The organism is Mycobacterium sp. Marseille-P9652, assembly GCF_902652685.1.
GTDB lineage: Bacteria > Actinomycetota > Actinomycetes > Mycobacteriales > Mycobacteriaceae > Mycobacterium.
Genome location: NZ_CACRUY010000002.1, coordinates 271,008 through 292,848 on the forward strand (window position 1 = coordinate 271,008; position 21,841 = coordinate 292,848).

Below are 21,841 nucleotides of genomic sequence, written 5' to 3' on the forward strand. Positions count from 1 at the left end.
CTGGTTGACACCCGGGGGGCGAGAATGGGAGGGCCATGGATTCCGTGAAGGACTTTTACAACGCCTACAGCCAGGGGTTTGTCCGAGTCGCCGCGTGCACCCATCACACGGCGATCGGTGATCCGGCGGCCAACGCCGAGGCCGTTCTGCGGATCGCCCGCGACTGCCACGACGAGGCCGTCGCGGTGGCCGTGTTCCCCGAGCTGACGCTCTCCGGGTACTCGATCGAGGACATCCTGCTGCAGGACGTGCTGCTCGACGACGTCGAACGCGCCGTCGCCGACATCGTCGCGGCCTCCGCGGATCTCCTGCCGGTGCTGGTGGTCGGCGCCCCCCTCCGCTACCGGCACCGCATCTACAACACCGCCGTCATCATCCACCGCGGCACGGTCCTGGGCGTCGCGCCCAAGTCCTACCTGCCGACCTACCGCGAGTTCTACGAGCGCCGCCAGATCGCGCCGGGAGACGACGAGCGCGGCGTCATCCGCATCGGCGACTCTTTCGAGGCGCCGTTCGGTCCGGACCTGCTGTTCGCCGCCTCCGACCTGCCGGGATTCGTCCTGCACGTCGAGATCTGCGAGGACATGTTCGTGCCGATTCCGCCCAGCGCCGAGGCCGCCCTGGCGGGAGCGACGGTGCTGGCCAACCTGTCCGGCAGCCCGATCACGATCGGGCGCGCCGAGGACCGTTGCCTGCTGGCCCGCTCGGCGTCCGCGCGTTGCCTGGCCGCTTACGTCTACGCCGCCGCGGGGGCGGGCGAGTCCACCACCGACCTGGCCTGGGACGGGCAGACCATGGTCTACGAGAACGGCGTGATGCTCGCCCAGTCCGAGCGCTTTCCCAAAGAGGAGCGCCGCAGCGTCGCCGACGTCGACACCGACCTGATTCGGTCCGAACGAATGCGCATGGGCACCTTCGACGACAACCGGCGCCACCACGGCACGTCGGAGTCGTTCCGCCGCATCGAGTTTCGGCTCGACCCGCCCGGCGGCGACATCGGTTTGCGCCGCGAGGTCGAGCGCTTCCCGTTCGTCCCGGCCAACGTCGAACGGCTGGAACAGGATTGCTACGAGGCCTACAACATCCAGGTCGCCGGGCTCGAGCAGCGGCTGCGCGCACTGGACTTCCCGAAGATCGTCATCGGGATTTCCGGCGGGCTCGACTCGACCCACGCGCTGATCGTCGCGGCGCTCGCGATGGACCGCGAAAAGCGGCCGCGCAGCGACATCCTCGCGTTCACGCTGCCGGGGTTCGCGACGGGGGACCGCACCAAGCGCAACGCGATCGAACTCTGCCGCGCGCTGGGTGTCACGTTCGAAGAGATCGACATCACCGAGAGCGCGAAGCTGATGTTCGCCGAGATCGGTCATCCGTTCGCGCGGGGCGAGAAGGTCTACGACGTCACCTTCGAGAACGTCCAGGCCGGGCTGCGCACCGACTACCTCTTCCGGCTCGCCAACCAGCGCGGCGGCATCGTGCTGGGCACGGGGGATCTCTCCGAGATCGGGCTCGGCTGGTCGACATACGGGGTGGGCGACCAGATGTCGCACTACAACGTCAACGGCGGTGTGCCCAAGACGCTGATCCAGCACCTGATCCGCTGGGTCATCGGTTCCGGGCAGTTCGAGTCGGACGTCACCGACGTGCTGCAGTCCGTGGTGGACACCGAGATCTCCCCGGAGCTCGTCCCCAGCGGCGAGGAGGAGGAGCTGCAGAGCAGCGAGGACAAGGTCGGACCCTATGCGCTGCAAGACTTCTCGCTCTTCCACGTGCTGCGCTTCGGGTTCCGGCCGTCGAAGATCGCCTTCTTGGCCTGGCACGCGTGGAGCGACCCAGAGCAGGGCAACTGGCCGCCGGGCTTCCCCGAGGACAAGCGGCCTTCGTACTCGCTGAAGGAGATTCGGCACTGGCTCGGCGTGTTCGCCCAGCGCTTCTACTCGTTCAGCCAGTTCAAGCGCTCCGCACTGCCCAACGGCCCCAAGGTGTCGCACGGCGGCGCGCTGTCCCCGCGCGGGGACTGGCGGGCCCCCTCGGACATGTCCGCGCGCATCTGGCTCGACGAGATCGAGCGCGAGATTCCCGAGGGCTAGCCGTTTGGGCGTAGAGCCCCTGGGCGCGCGGTTGGGCTTCGTGATTGCGGTCACATCGGGAATCTCCCGTTCGGCAACGGCCTTGTCGTGGTCACACCAATCGGATCTGAACCACGTCGGGAGGCAGTCGACATGAGCCCAGCACCCCTAGCCGGACGCCGAGCGCTGGTCACCGGAGGTTCGCGAGGAATCGGTGCGGGAATCGTGCGCCGCCTCGCCGCCGACGGCGCCGCGGTGGCATTCACCTACGCGTCATCGGCCGCCGACGCCGACAAACTGGTCGCCGAGGTGACCGCCGGGTCGGGCAAGGCGGTCGCCATCCAGGCCGATAGCGCCGATCCGGAACAGGTGAGTGCCGCGGTGGAGCGGGCCGTCGCCGCACTCGGCGGCTTGGACATCTTGGTCAACAACGCCGGGACCGCGTACATCGCGCCGATCGACGAATTCCCGCGGGAGCAGTTCGACCGATTGATAGCGATCAACATCGGCGGCGTCTACTCGGCGATCCGCAGCGCGGTCGGTCACCTCGGCGAGGGCTCGCGGATCATCAACATCGGCAGCATCAACGCCGACCGCGTCCCGGTGGCCGGCTTGGCCGTATACGCGATGACGAAGGGCGCGGTCGCATCGCTGACCCGTGGTCTGGCCCGCGAGCTCGGGCCGCGCGGGATCACCGTGAATAATGTGCAGCCCGGCCCGATCGACACCGACATGAATCCCGCCTCGGGCGAGTTTGCCGACGCCATGCGGGAAGTCATGGCGCTGGACCACTACGGAAACACCAATGACACCGCCGCCGTGGTGAGTTTCCTGGCCGGGCCCGAGTCGGGGTTCGTGACGGGAGCGAACTGGAACGTCGACGGCGGATACACCGTCTGACGACTACTGAAAAAGATCAATCCGTCGGCCGGGCAGTCGGCCGGGCCTTCTTCTCCTGGTACATCTGCGCGTCCGCGCGGGCGAGCAATTCGTCGACCGTGGTGGAGTCCGTGGAATGCGCCTGCACGATGCCAATGCTGGCGGAAAGCCGGTACGGCCGGTCGCCCGCCGCATTGACACACCGGAACGCCTCGACGAGCCGCCTTTTCAGCGACACCGGATCGTTGCCGATGACCAGCACGCAGAACTCGTCACCCCCGATGCGGGCGAGGATGTCGGAGTCGCGCAGGGTCCCCCTCAGTACCGCGGCGACGTCGGCGAGCAGCAGGTCGCCGACGTCGTGCCCGTGCTCGTCGTTGACGTGTTTGAGGCCGTCGACGTCGAGGTAGGCGAGTACCAGGTCGCCGCCCTGCCTGCGCGCGGCCCGCAGCGCTTGCCCGGCGTGCAGGTAGAAGCCGCGGCGGTTGTTGAGTCCGGTCAGTTCGTCGGTGACGGAGAGCTGGCGGATTTCGTCGTTGGCCTTCTCGAGGGCGGCGGTCCGATCGCGCACCCGCTGCTCGAGTTCGGCGTACACGCGAACGTGCTCGATGGCGACCGACGTGGAATCGGCCAGCGCCTGTAGCAGCGAGACCTCGCGCTCGGACGGTTGATGCGCGGATGCCCAGTAGTTGCCGATCGCTCCGACGGGCTCCAGCCTGCGGATCGGGACCATCACCAGGCTCTTGACGAACGTGGGGCGGTAGATCGCGTGTGGGATGCGCGGGTCTCGGTAGATGTCCGGGATCACCGCCGCCTCACGGTTGAGCATCGCCCAGCCGCTGATGCACGCCTCGATGGGGAATCGGCTGCCCTTCCACAGCGGGGCGATCGCGTCTTCGTCGGCGTAATAGCACTCGTCCTTGTCGCGGAGCACCAGCGTGGCGCCGTCGCACCCGGTGAGCTCGCGCGCCGCCGTGCGGACGATGCGCTGGATGTCCCGGAGACTGCGGGCCAGGGACAGCTCCTGGACGGCCTGCACCAGGCGCTCCATGCCATGCAGGTAATCGGCGGGGGTGAACGCAGGGGAGGGCGCGGGCGCTCGTGTGACGAGCTGGGCGTCCATGGCACCTCCATGCGAGACCGGCACACCCCCGCTGCCGTCAAGGCAGTGGACGCATCATACGGCAATCCGGCTTGGCGGCGCTCGAAACCGCGGGTGCGTCACCCGCCGAGCGTCGCCGCCGCCGCCTCGATCGCCTGCGCGTCGGGCGCACAGTCACCCGCGCCACGCACCCGCGTTGCGAGCGCGCCCGCGGCGCATGCCCGCCGCAGTGCCCGCAGCCGCTCCCCGGGCGACCCGGGGTCGGCCGGCCAATTCGCCGCGAGCACGCCCGCGAACACGTCACCGGCGCCGGTCGTGTCGACCGCGTCGACCGACGGAGCGGGCACGGTGAACTCGCCGTCGGGCCCGGCGTAGCGGGCGCCCCGCGCGCCTCGGGTCACCACGAAATGGGCTGGCCTCCAGGGCCATTCGTCGGCCTCGGCCTCGTTCGCGATCACCACGTCGGACAGCGCCGCCAAATCGGCCAGCGAGTCGTCCCGACTCGCCGGTGAGGCGTTCGTCATGACGACCGCTCCGGCCGACCGCGCGGCCCGCGCCGCCGCCAACGCCGTCGCCACCGGAATCTCCAACTGCGTCAACAACACGTCGCAGTCGGTCACGGCCGCGCGCACGGCGGCCGATTCCGCCGAGAACCGCCCGTTGGCTCCCGGCGACACCACGATGGTGTTCTCGCCGCGGGCGTCCACCACGATCACCGCCGCTCCGCTCGGTCCGGACACCGACACGGTCCCGCGCAGCCCAACGCCGTTGGCCCGCAGGTGGGCTCGCAGCCGTTCGGCGACGACGTCGTCACCGACCGCGCCGGCGAATTCGACGTGCGCCCCCGCGCGGGCCGCCGCCACCGCCTGGTTGCCGCCCTTGCCGCCGGGCGCGTAGCTCAACGAGGAGGCCAGCACGGTCTGACCGGGGCGCGGAATGGCATCGACGGCGAAGGTCATGTCCATGTTCACGCTGCCGACCACGCAGACCCGCGCCTTCGGGCCAACGTTAACCGCGCCCGCCGCAACGCGGTACCACCCTCGGTCCGGCCGCTTTGCGGCAATCCCCCTTTTTGTGAGGTCGGCGCGCTAGTGTGCTCCGTTAGCGATGCCGATTCTTTTGCGAAGAAAGGCGGGAAGGCGATTGACAGCGACCGACGTCAAAGCCGCCGAACCGGCCCCCGAAAGGCCCGCGGAAACCGCCGCCGAACGATCACCGGAAGCCGCCCCGGCGCCGACGGCGAAGAAAGGCCGGCGGCGCGTGCTGTCCTGGCCCCGCATCCGATTCGGCATCCAATCCAAGATCATGGTCGCGCTGCTGCTGTCGAGCATCCTCGGTGTCGCGGTGATCGGCCTCATCGGCGCCCTGTCCGGGCGCACCGCGCTGCGTGAGGTCGAGTCCGAGCGGCTCATCGAACTGCGGGAGTCACAGAAGCGGGCGGTGGAGGCGCTGTTTCGGGAGGTGACGAATTCGCTGATCATCTACAGCGAGTCGTACACCGTCGTCGAGGCCACCGCGGCGCTCTCGGCGAGCTTCACTCAACTGAACAACGCGACGATCACTCCGGCACAGCAGCAGGCGCTCGTGGACTACTACGAGAACAACATGATCAAGCCGATCAAACAGGCGACAGGTGATGCGGTCGACCTCAACGCTGTTCTGCCGACCTCCAATGCGCAGAAATATCTCCAGGCCAACTACACCGTCACTTCTTCTCCGCCAACCGAGTTCACTCCCCAGGATGCCGCCGGCGGCGCATGGTCGGCGGCGAATGCCCGCTACGACTTCGTCCTTCGCGACATCGTCACCCGGTTCAACTACCAGGACGCGCTGCTGCTCGACCTGCAGGGCAACGTCGTCTACAGCGTGAAGCGGGGCGTCGACTTCGGTACCAACATCCTCACCGGGCCGTACCGCGAGTCGAATCTGCGGGACGCGTATCAGAAAGCCCTGCGCTCCAACGACACTGACTTCGTCTGGATTACCGACTTCCAGTTCTATCAGCCACACCTCAACGCCCCGACCGCGTGGGTGGTCTCCCCGGTCGGACAGAACGGCAAGATCGACGGCGTCATGGCCCTGCCCGTGCCGGCCGCGAAGATCAACAAGATCATGACCGCCGACAAACACTGGAAAGCCGCGGGCATGGGCGCCGCGACCGAGACCTACCTGGCGGGTTCGGACACCCTGATGCGGTCGGATTCACGGGAATTCATCGAGAACCCGCAGGAATACCGGCGCGAGGCGATCGACGCCGGCACCCCGCCCGACATCGTCGACCGCGCGATCCGGCTGGGCGGCACGACGCTGGTGCAGCCGGTCCCGAGCGCCGGTCTGCGTGCGGCCCAGCGAGGCGAGACGGGGGTCGTCACCGGCACGGACTACACGGGCAACAGGGAGCTCGAAGCGTATGCGCCACTGAACGTGGCTAATTCGGACCTGCACTGGTCGATCCTCGCGACGCGCGACGACTCGGATGCCTTCGCCCGGCTGAGTCGCTTCAGCAAGACGCTCGCGATCGCGGTGACGGCCATGATCTTTGCGATCTGCGTGGTGTCGATGATCGTCGCGCAGTTGGCGATGCGGCCGATCCGGCGCCTCGAGGCCGGCACGCGCAAGATCAGCTCGGGTGATTACGAGGTCAACATCCCGGTGCGCTCGCGTGACGAGATCGGCGACCTGACAGCGGCATTCAATGAGATGAGCCGCAACCTGGCGATCAAGGACGAGCTGCTCAACGAGCAGCGCCGGGAGAACGAGCGGCTGCTGTTGGCGTTGATGCCCGAGTCGGTGGTGCAGCGGTACCGCGGCGGCGAGGAGACCATCGCGCAGAAGCACCAGGACGTCACGATCATCTTCGCCGACATCGTCGGCCTCGACGAGATCTCCAACGAGCTGCCGGGCGACGAGTTGGTGGGAATGGTCGACGACATCTTCCGGCAGTTCGACTCGGCTGCGGAATCGCTTGGCGTCGAACGGATCCGCACCTTCCACAACGCCTACCTCGCCAGCTGCGGGGTCGTCACGCCGAGGCTCGACAGCACCCACCGAAGCGTCGACTTCGCCCTCGAGATGCGCCACATCATCGACCGGGTGAACCGCCAGACCGGTCACCAGCTCGGTCTGCGGGTCGGGGTGAACACCGGCAACGTCGTCAGCGGGCTGGTGGGCCGATCGGGCCTGGCCTACGACATGTGGGGTGGCGCGGTGAGCCTGGCCTTCCAGATGCAAAGCGGCGCGGCGCAACCCGGCATCTACGTCAGCGCGCAGGTGTACGAGGCGCTGCGCGACGTGCGCCAGTTCGCGCGGGCGGGAACGATTTCGGTGGGCGGCAGCGAACAGGCGATCTACCGGCTGGTGGAGCGGTGACCCACGCGTGGGACGCCCCCTGGTTCTACTGGGCGATCGGGGTGGCGGTCGGATTCCCCCTCAGCCTGATCCTGCTCACCGAACTGCACAGCGTGCTCGTTCGCAGGGGCAGCCGGCTGGCCCGGCAGGTGGGCCTGCTGCGCAACTACCTGCTACCGCTGGGTGCGCTCCTGCTCCTGCTCGTCAAGGCCTCGCAGGTACCGGCCCGCGACGTGCCCGTGCGGATGCTCACCACGGTGTTCGGCGTCCTGGTGCTGTTTGCGCTGCTCTCGGGTCTCAATGCCACGGTGTTCGAATCCGCGCCCGAGGACAGCTGGCGCAAGCGGCTGCCCACCATCTTCCTCGACGTCGGCCGCTTCGCCCTGATCGGCGTGGGGCTGGCCATCATGCTGTCCTACATCTGGGGCGTTCGCGTGGGGGGCGTGTTCACCGCGCTGGGCATCACGTCGGTCGTCATCGGCCTGATGCTGCAGAACTCGGTCGGCCAGATCGTCTCGGGCCTGTTCATGCTGTTCGAGCAGCCGTTCCGGATCGACGACTGGCTGGACACCTCGACGGCCCGGGGCCGCGTCGTCGAGGTGAACTGGCGCTCCGTGCACATCGACACCGGCAGCGGGATGCGGGTCATGCCGAACTCGATGCTGGCCACGACGGCGTTCACCAATCTCAGCCGTCCGCCCGGCGTCTACAAGCTGGGCATGACGACCACCTTTTCCCCCTCCGACCCGCCCGACCGGGTGTGCGCGATGCTCTCGCGCGTCGCCGCCGGCCTCCCCCAGCTCAGGTTCGACAGCGTGCCGCGATCGGTTCCCGTCGGCGGCGGCGAATACCGCACCAGCATCGGGCTCAACTCGCCCGCCGACGACGGGGCCGCGCGATCGACCTTTCTGCGCTGGGTCTGGTACGCCGCCCGCCGCGAAGAACTGCACCTCGACGGCATCGACGACGATTACACGACGCCCGAGCGGGTGGAGCAGGCGCTGCGCACCGTCGTGGCGCCCGCCCTGCGGCTCAGCGCCGACGAGGAGCGGTCGCTGTATTCGCGCGCGAAGCTGGTCCGGTACGGCGCCGACGAGGTGGTCGAGTACTCCGGTCAGGTGCCTCCCGGCATGACGTTCCTGGTCCGCGGCCGGGTGCAGCTGGCGGCCACTGACGACGACGGGTCCGTCGTGCCCATCAGCACCCTGGCCGAGGGCTCCTTCCTGGGCCTGACCGCGTTGACCCGGCAGCCGAACCTGGCGAGCGCCTACGCGCTGGAGGAGGTGACGGCCCTGGTGATCGACCGGGAGCACCTGGAGCCCCTGGTCATGCGGGAGCCGTTGCTGCTGCAGAACTTTGGCCGCATCCTCGAGGAGCGCCGCACCATGGTGCGTCGGCTCGGGCGCGGTGAGCGGGTCGGCTGAGCCGCGGGTGCGAGGGGCAGCCTGACCGGGCCGGATAACGCCCGTTACCCTGGATAAATGAGTGTGCAAGCACCGTCTCGCAGCGGCGCGACCCATCAGCCCGAGTCCGATCTGCGCCGCGAGGTCCACGACGCCGCGCGCCGCGCCCGCGTCGCGTCGCGCGCGCTGGCCCTGCTGCCGACGGTCGCGAAGGATCAGGCGCTGCGCTCCGCCGCGGACGCGGTAGCCGGCAACGTCGCGCTGATCCTCGCCGCCAACGCCGAGGACCTGGACGCCGCCCGGGCAGCCGGCACGCCGGTGGCCATGCTCGACCGGCTCGCGCTGGACGCCAAGCGCGTCGACGACATCGCCGCCGGCCTGCGGCAGGTCGCCGGGCTGCCCGACCCGGTCGGCGAGGTGCTGCGCGGCTACACCCTGCCCAACGGCCTGCAGCTGCGTCAGCAGCGGGTGCCGCTCGGCGTGATCGGCATGATCTACGAGGGCCGGCCCAACGTCACCGTCGACGCCTTCGGGCTGTCGCTCAAGTCCGGCAATGCCGTGCTCCTGCGGGGCAGCTCGTCGGCGGCGCGGTCCAACTCGGCGCTGGTGCAGGTGCTGCGCGCCGCACTGGTCAGCGAGGACCTGCCCGCCGACTCCGTCCAACTGCTCTCCTCGGCCGACCGCTCCACGGTGACGCACCTCATCCAGGCCCGCGGCCTGGTCGACGTGGTGATCCCGCGCGGCGGCGCCAGCCTGATCAACGCGGTGGTCCGCGACGCCCAGGTGCCCACCATCGAGACCGGCGTCGGCAACTGCCACGTCTATGTCCACGAGGGCGCCGACCTCGACATGGCCGAACGCATCGTGCTGAACTCCAAGACGCGCCGGCCCAGCGTCTGCAACGCCGCCGAGACCCTGCTGGTCGACGCGGCGATCGCCGACGAGGCGGTGCCCCGCCTGGTGGCCGCCCTGCAGGACGCCGGCGTGACCGTGCACCTCGACCCGGGCGAGGACGACCTGCGCCGCGAATATCTGTCCCTGGACATCGCGCTGGCGGTGGTCGACGGTGTCGACGCCGCGATCGCCCATGTCAACGAGTACGGCACCGGGCACACCGAGGCCATCGTGACCACGAACATGGCTGCGGCGCAACGGTTCTCGGACGGTGTCGACTCCGCGGCGGTGATGATCAACGCCTCGACGGCGTTCACCGACGGCGAGCAGTTCGGGTTCGGCGCCGAAATCGGCATCTCCACCCAGAAGCTGCACGCCCGCGGCCCGATGGGGCTGCCGGAACTGACCTCTACCAAATGGATCGCGTGGGGAGACGGGCAGATCCGCCCGGCATGAGAAGAGCTCTGAGGAGAAACTGAAATCGTGAGCGTGCCCGCAAAGCCCAGGCCGTTGTTCGCCGACATCGACGACGTGTCGCGGCGGCTGGCCGAAACCGGCTACCTGCCGGACACCGCGACCGCGACCGCGGTGTTCCTGGCCGACCGGCTGGGCAAGCCGCTGCTGGTCGAGGGCCCCGCCGGGGTCGGCAAGACCGAGCTCGCCCGGGCCGTCGCCCAGGCCACGGACTCCGGCCTGGTCCGGCTGCAGTGCTACGAGGGCGTCGACGAGGCGCGCGCCCTGTACGAGTGGAACCACGCCAAGCAGATCTTGCGCATCCAGGCGGGATCCGGCGACTGGGACGCCACCAAGATGGACGTCTTCAGCGAGGAGTTCCTGCTGCAGCGCCCACTGCTCACCGCCATCCGGCGCACCGAGCCCACGGTCCTGTTGATCGACGAAACGGACAAGGCGGACATCGAGATCGAGGGCCTGCTGCTCGAGGTGCTGTCCGACTTCGCAGTGACCGTTCCCGAGCTCGGTACGCTCACCGCCGAGCGGCCGCCGTTCGTCGTGCTGACCTCCAACGCCACCCGCGAGCTGTCCGAGGCGCTCAAGCGTCGCTGCCTGTTCCTGCACATCGACTTCCCGAGCCCGGACCTCGAGCGCCGCATCCTGTTGTCCCGCGTGCCCGAGCTGCCCGGCCACCTGGCCGAGGAGCTCGTGCGGATCATCGGCGTGCTGCGCGGGATGCAGCTCAAGAAACTCCCGTCGGTCGCCGAGACGATCGACTGGGGCCGCACCCTGCTCGCGCTGGGCATGGACACGATCGACGACGCGGTCGTCGCCGCCACTCTCGGCGTGGTCCTCAAACACCAATCCGACCAGCAGCGCGCCATCGGCGAGCTCCGGCTGAACTAGGGCTCGCCATGGCCGCCCGCCGCATCCGACCCAGCCGCCCCCTGGCCCCGCACGGGCTGCCCGGCCACCTGGTGGGGTTCGTGGAAGCGCTTCGCGGCGCGGGCATTTCGGTGGGCCCGTCGGAGACCGTGGACGCCGGCCGGGTGATGGCCACCCTGGGGCTGGGCGACCGCGAGGTGCTGCGCGAGGGCATCGCGTGCGCCGTGCTGCGCCGTGCCGACCACCGCGAGACCTACGACGCCATGTTCGACCTGTGGTTCCCCGCCGCGCTGGGCGCCCGTGCGGTGGTGCTCGACGAGGAGGCCGGGGACGAGGAGGGTGACGGCTCGCTGCCGCCCGAGGACATCGAGGCGATGCGCCAGATGCTGCTGGACCTGCTCACCGAGAACCCCGACCTCGCGGAGATGGACGAGCGCCTGGTCGCCATGATCGCGCGGATCGTGGAGGCCTACGGCAAGTACAGCTCCAGCCGGGGCCCGTCGTTCTCGTCGTACCAGGCGCTCAAGGCGATGGCGCTGGACGAGCTGGAGGGCAAGCTGTTGGCCGGCCTGCTCGCGCCGTACGGCGACGAACCCACGCCGAGCCAGGAGCAGATCGCCAAGGCCCTTGCCGCGCAGCGCATCTCGCAGCTGCGCAAGCTCGTCGACTCCGAGACCAAGCGGCGCACCGCCGAGCAGCTGGGCCGCGACCACGTCCAGATGTACGGCATCCCGCAACTGTCGGAGAACGTCGAGTTCCTGCGCGCGTCCGGCGACCAGCTGCGCCAGATGCGCCGGGTCGTGGCCCCGCTGGCCCGCACGCTGGCGACCCGGCTGGGCGGCCGCCGGCGGCGCGCCCGGGCCGGGACCATCGACCTGCGCAAGACGCTTCGCAAGTCGATGTCCACCGGCGGCGTGCCGATCGACGTGGTGCTGGCCAAGCCCCGCCCGGCGCGCCCCGAACTGGTGGTGCTGTGCGACGTGTCGGGGTCGGTCGCCGGGTTCAGCCACTTCACCCTGTTGCTGGTGCACGCGCTGCGCCAACAGTTTTCGCGCGTGCGGGTGTTCGCCTTCATCGACACCACCGACGAGGTCACCCACATGTTCGGGCCGGAGGCCGACCTGGCCGTGGCCATCCAGCGGATCACGCGGGAGGCCGGGGTGTACAGCCGCGACGGGCACTCGGACTACGGCAACGCGTTCGCGTCCTTCGTGCAGAACTTCCCGAACGTGCTGTCGCCGCGCAGCTCGCTGCTGGTGCTCGGCGACGGGCGCACCAACTACCGCAACCCCGAGACCGAGCTGCTCACCCACATGGTTACCGCGAGCCGGCACGCGCACTGGCTGAATCCCGAGCCGAAGCATCTGTGGGGCAGCGGCGACTCGGCGGTGCCGCGCTACTCCGAAGTCATCACGATGCACGAATGCCGGTCCGCCAAGCAGCTGGCGGCGGTGATCGACCAACTGTTGCCGGTCTGAGTCCGGCGAGCGTGCGTGTCTGCACGCCGACACGCCGCGATCACCGTACAAACGTGCACGCTCGCCCACGCGCACGCTGGGGAATCGGGCGTGCCGATCCGCTCAAGTAAGCTGGCAAATCGTGCAAAAGCACCTGCGCAGGCTCGGAGTGATGGGTGGGACGTTCGATCCCATCCATTACGGCCACCTGGTCGCCGGCAGCGAGGTCGCCGACCTGTTCGACCTGGACGAGGTGGTGTTCGTGCCCAGCGGTCAGCCCTGGCAGAAGGCGCGGCGCGTGTCGGCCGCCGAGGACCGGTACCTGATGACGGTGATCGCCACCGCGTCCAATCCGCGGTTCTCGGTGAGCCGCGTGGACATCGACCGCGCCGGACCCACCTATACCCGTGACACGCTGCGCGACCTGCACGCGCTGAATCCCGGGTCGCAGCTGTACTTCATCACCGGCGCCGACGCGCTGGCCTCCATCCTGTCGTGGCAGGGCTGGGAGGAGCTGTTCTCACTGGCGCACTTCGTCGGCGTGAGCCGCCCCGGCTACGAGCTGCGGCGCGAGCACATCACCGGCGTGCTGGGAGAGCTGCCCGACGACGTGCTCACGCTGGTCGAGATCCCCGCGCTGGCGATCTCGTCCACCGATTGCCGCCGCCGCGCCGAGGAGGACCGGCCGCTGTGGTACCTGATGCCCGACGGCGTCGTGCAGTACGTCTCCAAGCGCCGGTTGTACCGCCCCGGCGGCGAATCCGCGCGGGACATCACCCACCCGAAGCTGGCCAGCGGGAACACGCCATGACGGCCACCCAGGAGGCCATCGACATGGCCACCGTGGCCGCGAACGCGGCCGCCGCCAAGCTGGCCGACGACGTCGTCGTCATCGACGTGTCGGGCCAGCTGGTGATCACCGACTGCTTCGTCATCGCCTCGGCGTCCAACGAGCGCCAGGTCAACGCGATCGTCGACGAGGTCGAGGAGAAGATGCGCAAGGCGGGCTACAAGCCGGCCCGCCGCGAGGGCGCCCGGGAGGGCCGCTGGACCCTCCTGGACTACCGCGACATCGTCGTGCACGTTCAGCACCAGGACGACCGCAACTTCTACGCGCTGGACCGGCTGTGGAGCGACTGCCCGGTGGTGCCGGTGGACCTCAGCGGCGACAGCGACGACAGCGACGACACCCGGGCCGCGCCGTGAGGGTGCGCCGGCTGGTCATGCTGCGGCATGGGCAGACCGACTTCAACCTCGGCAGCCGCATGCAGGGCCAGCTCGACACGGAGCTCAGCGAGCTAGGCCGCGCCCAGGCAGTCGCCGCGGCCGAGGCGCTGGGCAAGCTGCAGCCGTTGTTGATCGTGTCGTCGGACCTGCGGCGGGCCTACGACACGGCGATCAAGCTGGGGGAGCGGACCGGCCTGAAGGTCTGGGTGGACGACCGGCTGCGCGAAACGCACCTCGGCGACTGGCAAGGCCTGACCCACGCGGACATCGACGGCGAGGCGCCCGGCGCGCGCCTCGCCTGGCGGGACGACGCGAGGTGGGCGCCCCACGGCGGGGAGAGCCGGGTCGACGTCGCCGCCCGCAGCCTGCCCCTGATCTCCGAGCTGGTTTCCCGCGACGCCGAGTGGGGCCACCCCAACCATCCCGATCGGCCGGTGGTGCTGGTGGCCCACGGCGGCCTCATCGCGGCGCTGTCGGCCGCCCTGTTGAAGCTGCCCGTCGACAACTGGCCGGTGCTGGGCGGCCTGGGCAACGCCAGCTGGGTCCAGCTGTCCGGCCATTCCCACGAGGGCGGCGGCGATTTCGAGGGCATCCGGTGGCGCCTCGACGTGTGGAACGCCTCGGCGCAGGTGTCCGGCGATGTCCTCTGACGGCCGCCCGACCCTGCTCGTGTTCGCCGACTCGCTGGCCTATTACGGGCCCGAGGGCGGGTTGCCCGCCGACGATCCGCGGATCTGGCCGAATCTCGTTGCGGCACAACTTGGCTGGGATGTCGAGTTGATCGGGCGCATCGGCTGGACGTGCCGGGACATCTGGTGGGCGGCGACGCAGGACCCGCGGGCCTGGGCAGCGCTGCCCCGGGCGGGTGCGGTGATCTTCGCGACGGGCGGGATGGACTCGCTGCCCTCGGTGCTGCCGACTGCAGTGCGTGAGCTGATCCGCTACGTGCGGCCACCCTGGCTGCGCCGCTGGATCCGCGACGGCTACGGCTGGCTGCAGCCGCGGCTGTCCCCGGTGGCCCGTTCCGCCCTGCCGCCGCACCTGAGTGCCGAATACCTGGAACAGACAAGGGGAGCAATCGATTTCAACCGCCCCGGGATCCCCATCGTGGCGTCACTGCCGTCGGTGCACGTCGCCGAGACCTATGGCAAAGCGCACCACGGCCGCCCGGGCACCGCGGCCGCGATCGCGGAATGGGCCGAGCGCCACGACGTTCCGCTGGTCGACCTCGAAGCCGCCGTGGCCGACGAGATCCTGAGCGGGCGAGGCAATCCCGACGGCATCCACTGGAACTTCGAGGCCCACCGCGCGGTCGCCGAGCTGATGCTCAAGGCGCTGGCCGAGGCCTTACAGAAGGCCGAAGTGGGCAACGAGAAACCGCGCGGCTGATCATGCCCGTCGTCGTCGTGACCGATGCGTCCGCGCGCCTACCCGCCGACCTCCTCGAAAAGTGGGCGATACGAGTCGTTCCGCTGCACATCCTGCTCGACGGCCGCGACCTGCGCGACGGCGTCGACGACATCCCCGAGGACATCTACTCCCAGCACGCCACCACCGCGGCGGCCACTCCCGCCGAGCTGGCCAACGTCTATCAGCAGGCGCTGGCCGAGAGCGGCGGCGACGGTGTGGTGGCGGTGCACATCTCCTCGGCGTTGTCGGGCACCTGCGGGGCGGCGGAACGCACCGCCGCGGACCTCGACCCGCACATCCGCGTGGTCGACTCCAGGTCGGCCGCGATGGGCATCGGGTTCGTAGCGCTCGCCGCCGCGCGGGACGCCGCCGGCGGCGGCGACCTCGAGGCCGTCGCGGATGCCGCGCGGTCCGCCGTGCCCCGCACCCACGCGTTCGTGGTGGTGCATCGCCTGGAGAACCTGCGGCGCAGCGGGCGGATCGGCGGCGCCAAGGCCTGGCTGGGCACGGCGCTGTCGCTCAAGCCGCTGCTGCGCATCGACGACGGCAAACTCGTTCTGGCGCAACGGGTCCGGACCGCGACCCACGCGACCGAGACGATGGTCGACCGCGTCTGCGAGGTCGTCGGGGAGGGGCCGGCGGCGTTGGCGGTGCACCACGTCGCCAACCCCGACGGCGCGAAGGACGTGGCCGCCGCCCTCGCGCGGCGGTTACCGGCCTGCGAGCCGGCGATCGTCACGGAGCTGGGACCCGTGCTCGCGCTGCACGTCGGGCCCGGAGCCGTCGCGGTGTGCCTGCAGCTACCCTGACGCCGCCGCGGCGCGCCGCGCCGGCAGAGCGTTGTCGCCGCGCGGGTGCACCACCTGCGGCCACCAGAACCAGCGGCCCAGCAGGACGGCGATGGACGGCATCAACAACGTTCGCACGATCAGGGTGTCGAGCAGCAGACCGATGCACACGGTCGACCCGAACTGGCCGAGCACGCGCAGGTCGCTGCCGAGCATGGACGCCATCGTGAACGCGAACACCAAGCCCGCCGCCGTCACCACCCCGCCGGTGCCGGCCATCGACCGGATGATGCCCGTCTTGAGCCCGGCGTGGATCTCTTCCCGGAACCGGGACACCAGCAGCAGGTTGTAGTCGGAGCCGACCGCCAGCAAAATGATGACCGACAGCGCGGCCACGATCCAGTGGATCTTGATGCCGAACAGGTCCTGCCAAATCAGCACGGACAGCCCGAACGACGCCGCGATCGAGCTCGCCGCAGTGCCCACGATCACCAGCGCGGCGACCACGCTGCGGGTCAGCAGCAACATGATCATGAAGATCAGCGTCAGGGCCGACACCACGGCGATCATGAGGTCGTATTTCTCGCCGTCGGCCATGTCCCGGAAGGTGGCGGCGGTGCCCCCGAGATAGACCCTCGCGTCGGACAGGGAGGACTGCTTGAGGGCCTCCTGCGCGGCCGTGCGCTCGGCGTCGACTCGCGAAATGCCTTCCGGTGTCATCGGATCGCCCTGGTGGGTGATGAAGAACCGCGCCGATTTCCCGTCCGGCGACAGGAACATCCGCAGGCCGGTCTGGAAGTCGGGGTTGTCGAAGGCCTCCGGCGGCAGATAGAAGAAGTCGTCGTTCTTCGACGCATCGAAGCTCTGGCCCATGACGATCGCGGTGTTGCTCATCGCCTCCATCTGGTCGATCATCGCCTTGAACGTCTGGTAGAGCGTCAGCGTGATGGCCCTGGTGTTCTTCAGCGTCGAAATCAGTACGGGGAAAAGCGCATTGAGGTCGTGCGTGGCCTTGGCGGTGTGCGCGATGTCGGCCGTCAGGTAGTGGAATTGCTCGGCGAGTTGGTCGAACCCGTCGAACGTGTCGAACAGGGACCGTATCCCGATGCACAGGGGGATGTCGTAGCAGTGCCTCTCCCAGTAGAAGTAGCTACGTATCGGCCGGAAGGTGTCATCGAAATCCGCGATGTGGTCGCGCAACTTGTCGGTGATTTGCGACGTCACCGCGGTGGTCTTCGCGCTGTCATCGGCGGCGTTGGACAGGTCCAGCGACACCTCGTACTGGCGTTGCGTGGTGTCGATCTGGGTCTGCAGATCATCGGCCATTTTCAGGATGTCGGCGATCCGTTCCTTGAGGAAGCCCATGTTCTGCATGGTGGTCTGGCTCGAGATGCTGTTCTGGAACGGGATCGAGCTGTGCTGGATAGGAATTCCCAGCGGCCTGGTGATGTCCTGGACCATGGCGATGCCGAGCGTGCGCATCTCGTTCTTCGCGACCCGGTCCAGCACCAGCATGTCGGCCGTGTTGCGCATGTCGTGGTCGGATTCGACCATCAGCAGGTCCGGGTTCATCCGCGCCTCCGAGAAGTGCCGGTTCGCGGCCTCCTGTCCCTGGTTGGACGGGGCGGAGGTGGGCAGGTAGTAGCGGTCGTTGTAGCTCGTGACGTAGGTCGGCAGGGCGATCATGCCGACGAGTACCACGGCGGCGCTCACCGCGAGAATGGCTGCGGGCCAACGCACCACGGCGGTGCCCACGCGCCGCCAGAGCCGCCCCTGCCTCGAGGCGCGCTTGGTCTCGAAGAGGTGGAAGCGGCTGCCCACGAAGATGACGGCGGGGCCCAGCGTGAGGCCGGCCGCTACCACGACGAGCATGCCGATCGCCACGGGCGCGCCCATGGTGTTGAACCAGGGCAGCCGGGCGAAACTCAGGCAGTAGGTGGCGCCGGCGATCGTCAAACCCGAGCCCAGGACGACGGGGGCCACGCCCTTGAATGTCGTGTAGTACGCCGTTTCCCGGTCTTCGCCGGCGCGCAGCGCCTCCTGGTAGCGGCCGACGAGGAATATGCCGTAGTCGGTGCCCGCGGCGATCGCCAGCATGGTCAGGATGTTGGCCGCGAACGTGGTGAGCCCGAATGCGTTGTGGTAAGCCAACACCGCGACGACCCCGCGCGAGCACGCCAGGGCCACGAACGTCATGAACAGCTGGACCAGCGTGGTGACGATGGACCGGTAGACCAGCAGCAGCATGATCGCGATGGCGCCCAGGGTGAACAGCGTGATCTTGGCCAGGCTGGCGTTGCCGATGAGGTGCATGTCGTCGGACAGCGCGGCGGGACCCGTGACGTAGGCCTTCACGCCCGGCGGCGCCTCGTTCTCGTCGATCACCTTGCGAACGGCGTCGACGGACTCGTTCGCCAGCGTCGTGCCCTGGTTACCCGCGAGGTTGATCTGGACGTAGGCGCCCTTGGCGTCGGCGCTCTGCGCCCCGGCCGCCGTCAGCCGGTCGCCCCAGAAGTCCTGGATGTGCTGAATGTGCTTGGGGTCCTGGCGCAGTTGCCGAATCAGCTTGTCGTAGTAAGCGTGCGCGTCGGGGCCGAGCGGTTGCTGGCCCTCCAGAACGACCATCACGGTGCTGTTGGAGTCGAACTCGTGGAAGTTGTGCCCCATGCGCATCATCGCCTTCATCGACGGCGCGTCCAGGGGCGTCATCGGCGCCGAGTGCGCCTCGCCGACCTTCTCGAGGGTCGGGACGATGACGTTGACGAGCACCGTCACGAACACCCAGATCAAGATGATCGGCACCGCGAAGATGCGGATGGCGTGGGGCAGGTACGGGCGGTGGCCCCGGTCGGCCATCGTTGCGCGGCCGCCGTTTTCGGGCGGGCGTGGCCGGTCGGGCCGGGTCTTGATCGGGCCGGTGTCTTCGAAGTCGCTCATGCGGACTTCACCAGGCAGAAGGTCTGGGCGTTGTGGCCGTCAGACGTTTGGTGTTCGCGGACCACGCCGTCCACGGTGATCTTGCAACTGATCGCGCTTCCGTCGCCCTGCGCCATGATGTTCGCGCTCACCGAGGGCAGGGTGGTCGAGATCGTCGCCGACCAGGGCAGTGGGGCGTTGTCGACCTGGTGGGTGTTCGCGTTCTCGTCCCAATAGTTGATGTTGGCGACGGTGCCGGGCGGGCCGGAGACGTCGTAGACGACGACCTTGGGATTGAACTGCACGATCTCGATTCCCCGGCCTGCGTTGGCGTTGAGGTCCTGGGAGCCGAAGACCTTGTGCAAACGGCTCACCACCAGTGCCGAGACGGCGAGCACCACCACCAGGAGCAGCGGAATCCACGCCCGTTTGAACGCGCCGGATATGGACGCCGACTTGGGAATGACCCTCACCCTGACCGCCCTCCGCTCACCGCTGCGGGTGCCGCCGCCGCAGCCTGACTACTCTCGTCGCCTGAAGAACTTTGCTCGGCTAAGAATGTTAAACCTTAGTGCACGTCAACGTTCCTCCGGGGGCCGCCGGTGTGGGTAACGCCATACCTCTAGCGCGCGACGCGGCCGGTCACCGGCGGGAGATCGGCCAGCGTCACGATCCCGGGCCGGGCAGCCACCACCGCCGGGACGGCATTGGTAACCGGCATCGCGGTGTAAATCATTCCCAACCCCATGAACCCGGGCTCCGTCCAGTCCTTCGGCGGCAGGCAATGCAGCACGGTGCGCATGTTGGGCAGCCCGAAGACCTGGATGACGTGGCCGTGCTCCAGCGGCTTGGGCGGCACCACGTGGCTGCCCATCGTCCAGTTGAACCCGACGCTGACCACGTTGCGATCGCCCCGCCACCCGCGGTGGTAGCCGTAGACCCCGCCGACGGTCCCCGCGGGGATCTTCATGAAGCCCAGGTCGGAGTCGCCCGTGGCCGCGGTGAAGGTCACGTCGAAGGTCATCCGGTCCAGGCTGGCGCCGATCGCGTCGGCCATCATCGCGGCCGACTCGGCGAAGACCTCGCTCTCGCGCCGCACGCTTTCGGCGAGCCCCGGGGTATCGGGATCCTGGGAGAAGCCCATCGCGGTCTGGGTCTCCGCGGACTCGTAGGTCGAGCAGTCCACCGACTCGGTGATCCGGATCTCGTCGATGCGCTCGCAGGCGCCGGACAGGACCATTCCGACCATGTTCGTCATCCCGGGGTGCGCGCCGCTGCCGAAGATCGTCGAACCGCCGCGCTCGCAGGCGTCCTGGATGCGCCGGCGGTCCTGCAGCGTCTGCTTGCCGCCGGTGATCCAGGCCGCGCTGGAGCACACATTGACCCCGGACTCGAGCAGCCGCACGAGCTCATCGACGTTCGGCCACAAGGGGTTATAGCAACACGCGTCGGGCTTCAGCGCCAACAGGGCGTCGATGTCATCGGTCGCGTGCACGCCGGTCGGTTCCGGCCAGCCGGCCAGTTCGGCCGCGTCGACGCCGACCTTCGCGGCTCCGTGCGCGTACACCCCGACCAACTCCATGTCGGGTCGACCGATGATGGCGTGCAGCGAACGCCGCCCTATGTTGCCGGTGGTCCACTGAATGACACGCAGCGGACGGTCGGTGCTGGTTGTGCTCATCGGGGCTCCTTTGCGCCGGTGCGACGGGAGTCATTATTGCCGCTGTATTCGGAAGCGCTCGCAGGCGGGCATGTGCATCCGGCGGGGTGGTAAGCAGGTGCGGGAGCGACCGATGGCTGCGGAAATCGCCCCATGGTCCGCGCGGTAGCTGTCACTCGATACACCCGGAGCCGCGGGAGGAAGGCCTCGCGGTCGTTACTGGCCCGCGCCTGTCGCAGGCGCCTCGGGTCGGTGGATGCCCTGGTTCAACACCGCCATTGCGCCGGACAGAACCTGCGAGAACGGATCGGCGCCGCCGCCGAAGGTCGCCTGGGTCGCCGGTGCAGTGACGGCTGCGGGGTCGAACCCCCTCACCGGGTCCACTTGAACCGGAGCGGTCGCCGGATCGTCGTTTCGCGAATATCCCGCGTTCACCATCGGTGTCAGTTCCGCGTCAAGCTGATTCAGCAGGTCCTCAGACACTCCGAGATACTTCAAAGGCAATACCAGCGGAAGATGTTTTTCTGGAATCAGGTACGTCGTCGTTGTCCCGCCCCGGGAGTTAACGGTGGTCCTGATGTTCTGCGCCGGCACCATACTCGGGTTGGTGAAGGCGACCGCCGTATGACCGGTCGCGAGGCCGACGAGCGTGTTGGCGAGGGCCATCAGGTTGTCCGGTCGGTCGGGAAAGTCGGCGATCGAGTCGTATGCGGAGACGAAAACCTTCGTGTCGTATTGGCTCTCCACGGGGGGCGGTACGCGGTAGTCGAGGAAGGGAACGACACTGCCGACTGGAAACATCTCGGTCAGGAAACTCTCACCGAAGCCGTGACGCGCAATCGGGTCGCCAAATGTGCTGAACGTCAATTGGTCTGGCGGTGGCGCGGTCGGATCACTCGCCAGCCGAGCCTGCTCGGCGTCGAGCACGAGCGAACCTTCGGATAGGCCGATCGCCGTGCCCGGACCCCCTCTCCGGATCGCCGCGTCGAGGTTGTCCTGCCCGACGACGACCGACTCACCGACGCTGGGGCCGTTCACGCCCAGGCCGGGAAAGGCTTCGTCCAACCGGCTTATGCCCGGGAAGAGTCGTTCCAGCACGTGCCCCTGGACCTGCCCGGCGGGGTAGCCGACTATCTCTCGCTTCAACCCTGGGAACCACTCGGCGCCCTCGCGGCGTATGTACTCGTCGTACGGAATTCCCAAGACGTGAGCTCCGCCGAGAGCGTAGGCCGTTCCGTCGCCTGGTGTGCCGTCGGCCGGCGATTCGTCGGCCGACGCCACTCCGACTCCGAAATGACCTGTGGCACCGACGGTCACCAACGCGGTAACTGCTGCGAGTAGTTTCTTCAT

Annotated in this window: 18 protein-coding genes; 12 read left to right on the plus strand and 6 right to left on the minus strand. The window is 68.7% G+C overall.

The window, feature by feature from the left end:
* Positions 1 to 35: 35 nt before the first annotated feature.
* Both GPY60_RS02545 and GPY60_RS02550 read left to right on the plus strand, forming a co-directional pair.
* Entirely contained in the window at positions 36 to 2,090 is a 2,055-nt protein-coding gene (locus GPY60_RS02545) for an NAD(+) synthase (RefSeq protein WP_156685990.1), read from the plus strand.
* A 132-nt stretch (positions 2,091 to 2,222) separates the two neighbouring features.
* Positions 2,223 to 2,969, plus strand: coding sequence for a 3-oxoacyl-ACP reductase family protein (locus GPY60_RS02550; RefSeq protein ID WP_156685991.1), 747 nt, complete (start codon positions 2,223 to 2,225; stop codon positions 2,967 to 2,969).
* A gap of 16 nt (positions 2,970 to 2,985) precedes the next feature.
* Here the strand turns inward: GPY60_RS02550 and GPY60_RS02555 are convergent, their stop codons facing one another.
* The gene (locus GPY60_RS02555) at positions 2,986 to 4,071 is read right to left on the minus strand and encodes a GGDEF domain-containing protein (protein WP_156685992.1); all 1,086 of its coding nucleotides are present in this window, start codon (positions 4,069 to 4,071) and stop codon (positions 2,986 to 2,988) included.
* A 98-nt stretch (positions 4,072 to 4,169) separates the two neighbouring features.
* On the minus strand, positions 4,170 to 5,033 hold the full coding sequence (locus GPY60_RS02560) for a ribokinase (protein WP_255457202.1): 864 nt from the start codon (positions 5,031 to 5,033) through the stop codon (positions 4,170 to 4,172).
* 322 nt (positions 5,034 to 5,355) lie between these two features.
* On the opposite strand from GPY60_RS02560, the gene GPY60_RS02565 reads away from it, so the two are divergent.
* The 10 genes from GPY60_RS02565 (at position 5,356) to GPY60_RS02610 (ending at position 15,936) form a co-directional block, all read left to right on the plus strand.
* Complete coding sequence (locus GPY60_RS02565) at positions 5,356 to 7,419, plus strand: adenylate/guanylate cyclase domain-containing protein (RefSeq protein WP_231639251.1); 2,064 nt, start codon at positions 5,356 to 5,358, stop codon at positions 7,417 to 7,419.
* Positions 7,416 to 8,822 (plus strand): mechanosensitive ion channel domain-containing protein, encoded by a 1,407-nt coding sequence (locus GPY60_RS02570; protein WP_156685994.1) that lies wholly within the window; start codon positions 7,416 to 7,418, stop codon positions 8,820 to 8,822. The genes GPY60_RS02565 and GPY60_RS02570 overlap by 4 nt, the downstream gene beginning before the upstream one ends.
* 57 nt (positions 8,823 to 8,879) lie before the next feature.
* On the plus strand, positions 8,880 to 10,151 hold the full coding sequence (locus GPY60_RS02575) for a glutamate-5-semialdehyde dehydrogenase (protein ID WP_156685995.1): 1,272 nt from the start codon (positions 8,880 to 8,882) through the stop codon (positions 10,149 to 10,151).
* 27 nt (positions 10,152 to 10,178) lie between these two features.
* On the plus strand, positions 10,179 to 11,054 hold the full coding sequence (locus GPY60_RS02580) for an AAA family ATPase (RefSeq protein WP_156685996.1): 876 nt from the start codon (positions 10,179 to 10,181) through the stop codon (positions 11,052 to 11,054).
* 8 nt (positions 11,055 to 11,062) lie between these two features.
* Positions 11,063 to 12,511, plus strand: coding sequence for a vWA domain-containing protein (locus GPY60_RS02585; RefSeq protein WP_156685997.1), 1,449 nt, complete (start codon positions 11,063 to 11,065; stop codon positions 12,509 to 12,511).
* A gap of 133 nt (positions 12,512 to 12,644) precedes the next feature.
* Entirely contained in the window at positions 12,645 to 13,301 is a 657-nt protein-coding gene (nadD, locus tag GPY60_RS02590; protein ID WP_255457205.1) for a nicotinate-nucleotide adenylyltransferase, read from the plus strand.
* Positions 13,298 to 13,696 carry a ribosome silencing factor gene (gene rsfS / locus GPY60_RS02595; protein WP_156685999.1) on the plus strand — a complete coding sequence of 133 codons (399 nt, stop codon included), beginning with the start codon at positions 13,298 to 13,300 and terminating at the stop codon, positions 13,694 to 13,696. The genes nadD and rsfS overlap by 4 nt, the downstream gene beginning before the upstream one ends.
* On the plus strand, positions 13,693 to 14,367 hold the full coding sequence (gene gpgP / locus GPY60_RS02600; protein ID WP_156686000.1) for a glucosyl-3-phosphoglycerate phosphatase: 675 nt from the start codon (positions 13,693 to 13,695) through the stop codon (positions 14,365 to 14,367). Before rsfS ends, gpgP begins: the two co-directional genes overlap by 4 nt.
* Positions 14,357 to 15,106, plus strand: coding sequence for a diglucosylglycerate octanoyltransferase (gene octT, locus GPY60_RS02605; protein ID WP_156686001.1), 750 nt, complete (start codon positions 14,357 to 14,359; stop codon positions 15,104 to 15,106). Before gpgP ends, octT begins: the two co-directional genes overlap by 11 nt.
* A 2-nt stretch (positions 15,107 to 15,108) precedes the next feature.
* On the plus strand, positions 15,109 to 15,936 hold the full coding sequence (locus GPY60_RS02610; protein WP_156686002.1) for a DegV family protein: 828 nt from the start codon (positions 15,109 to 15,111) through the stop codon (positions 15,934 to 15,936).
* Here GPY60_RS02610 and GPY60_RS02615 read toward each other — a convergent pair.
* The 4 genes from GPY60_RS02615 to pe form a co-directional block, all read right to left on the minus strand.
* The gene (locus GPY60_RS02615; RefSeq protein WP_156686003.1) at positions 15,928 to 18,852 is read right to left on the minus strand and encodes an MMPL/RND family transporter; all 2,925 of its coding nucleotides are present in this window, start codon (positions 18,850 to 18,852) and stop codon (positions 15,928 to 15,930) included. The two genes, GPY60_RS02610 and GPY60_RS02615, sit on opposite strands and share 9 nt — an antisense overlap.
* Positions 18,849 to 19,304, minus strand: a complete 456-nt coding sequence (locus GPY60_RS02620) for an MmpS family transport accessory protein (protein ID WP_231639235.1) — start codon at positions 19,302 to 19,304, stop codon at positions 18,849 to 18,851. Before GPY60_RS02620 ends, GPY60_RS02615 begins: the two co-directional genes overlap by 4 nt.
* A gap of 149 nt (positions 19,305 to 19,453) precedes the next feature.
* On the minus strand, positions 19,454 to 20,512 hold the full coding sequence (locus GPY60_RS02625) for an NAD(P)H-dependent amine dehydrogenase family protein (RefSeq protein ID WP_156686004.1): 1,059 nt from the start codon (positions 20,510 to 20,512) through the stop codon (positions 19,454 to 19,456).
* A 195-nt stretch (positions 20,513 to 20,707) separates the two neighbouring features.
* Positions 20,708 to 21,841: an acyltransferase PE gene (gene pe, locus GPY60_RS02630; protein ID WP_156686005.1), complete on the minus strand. Its 1,134-nt coding sequence runs from the start codon at positions 21,839 to 21,841 to the stop codon at positions 20,708 to 20,710.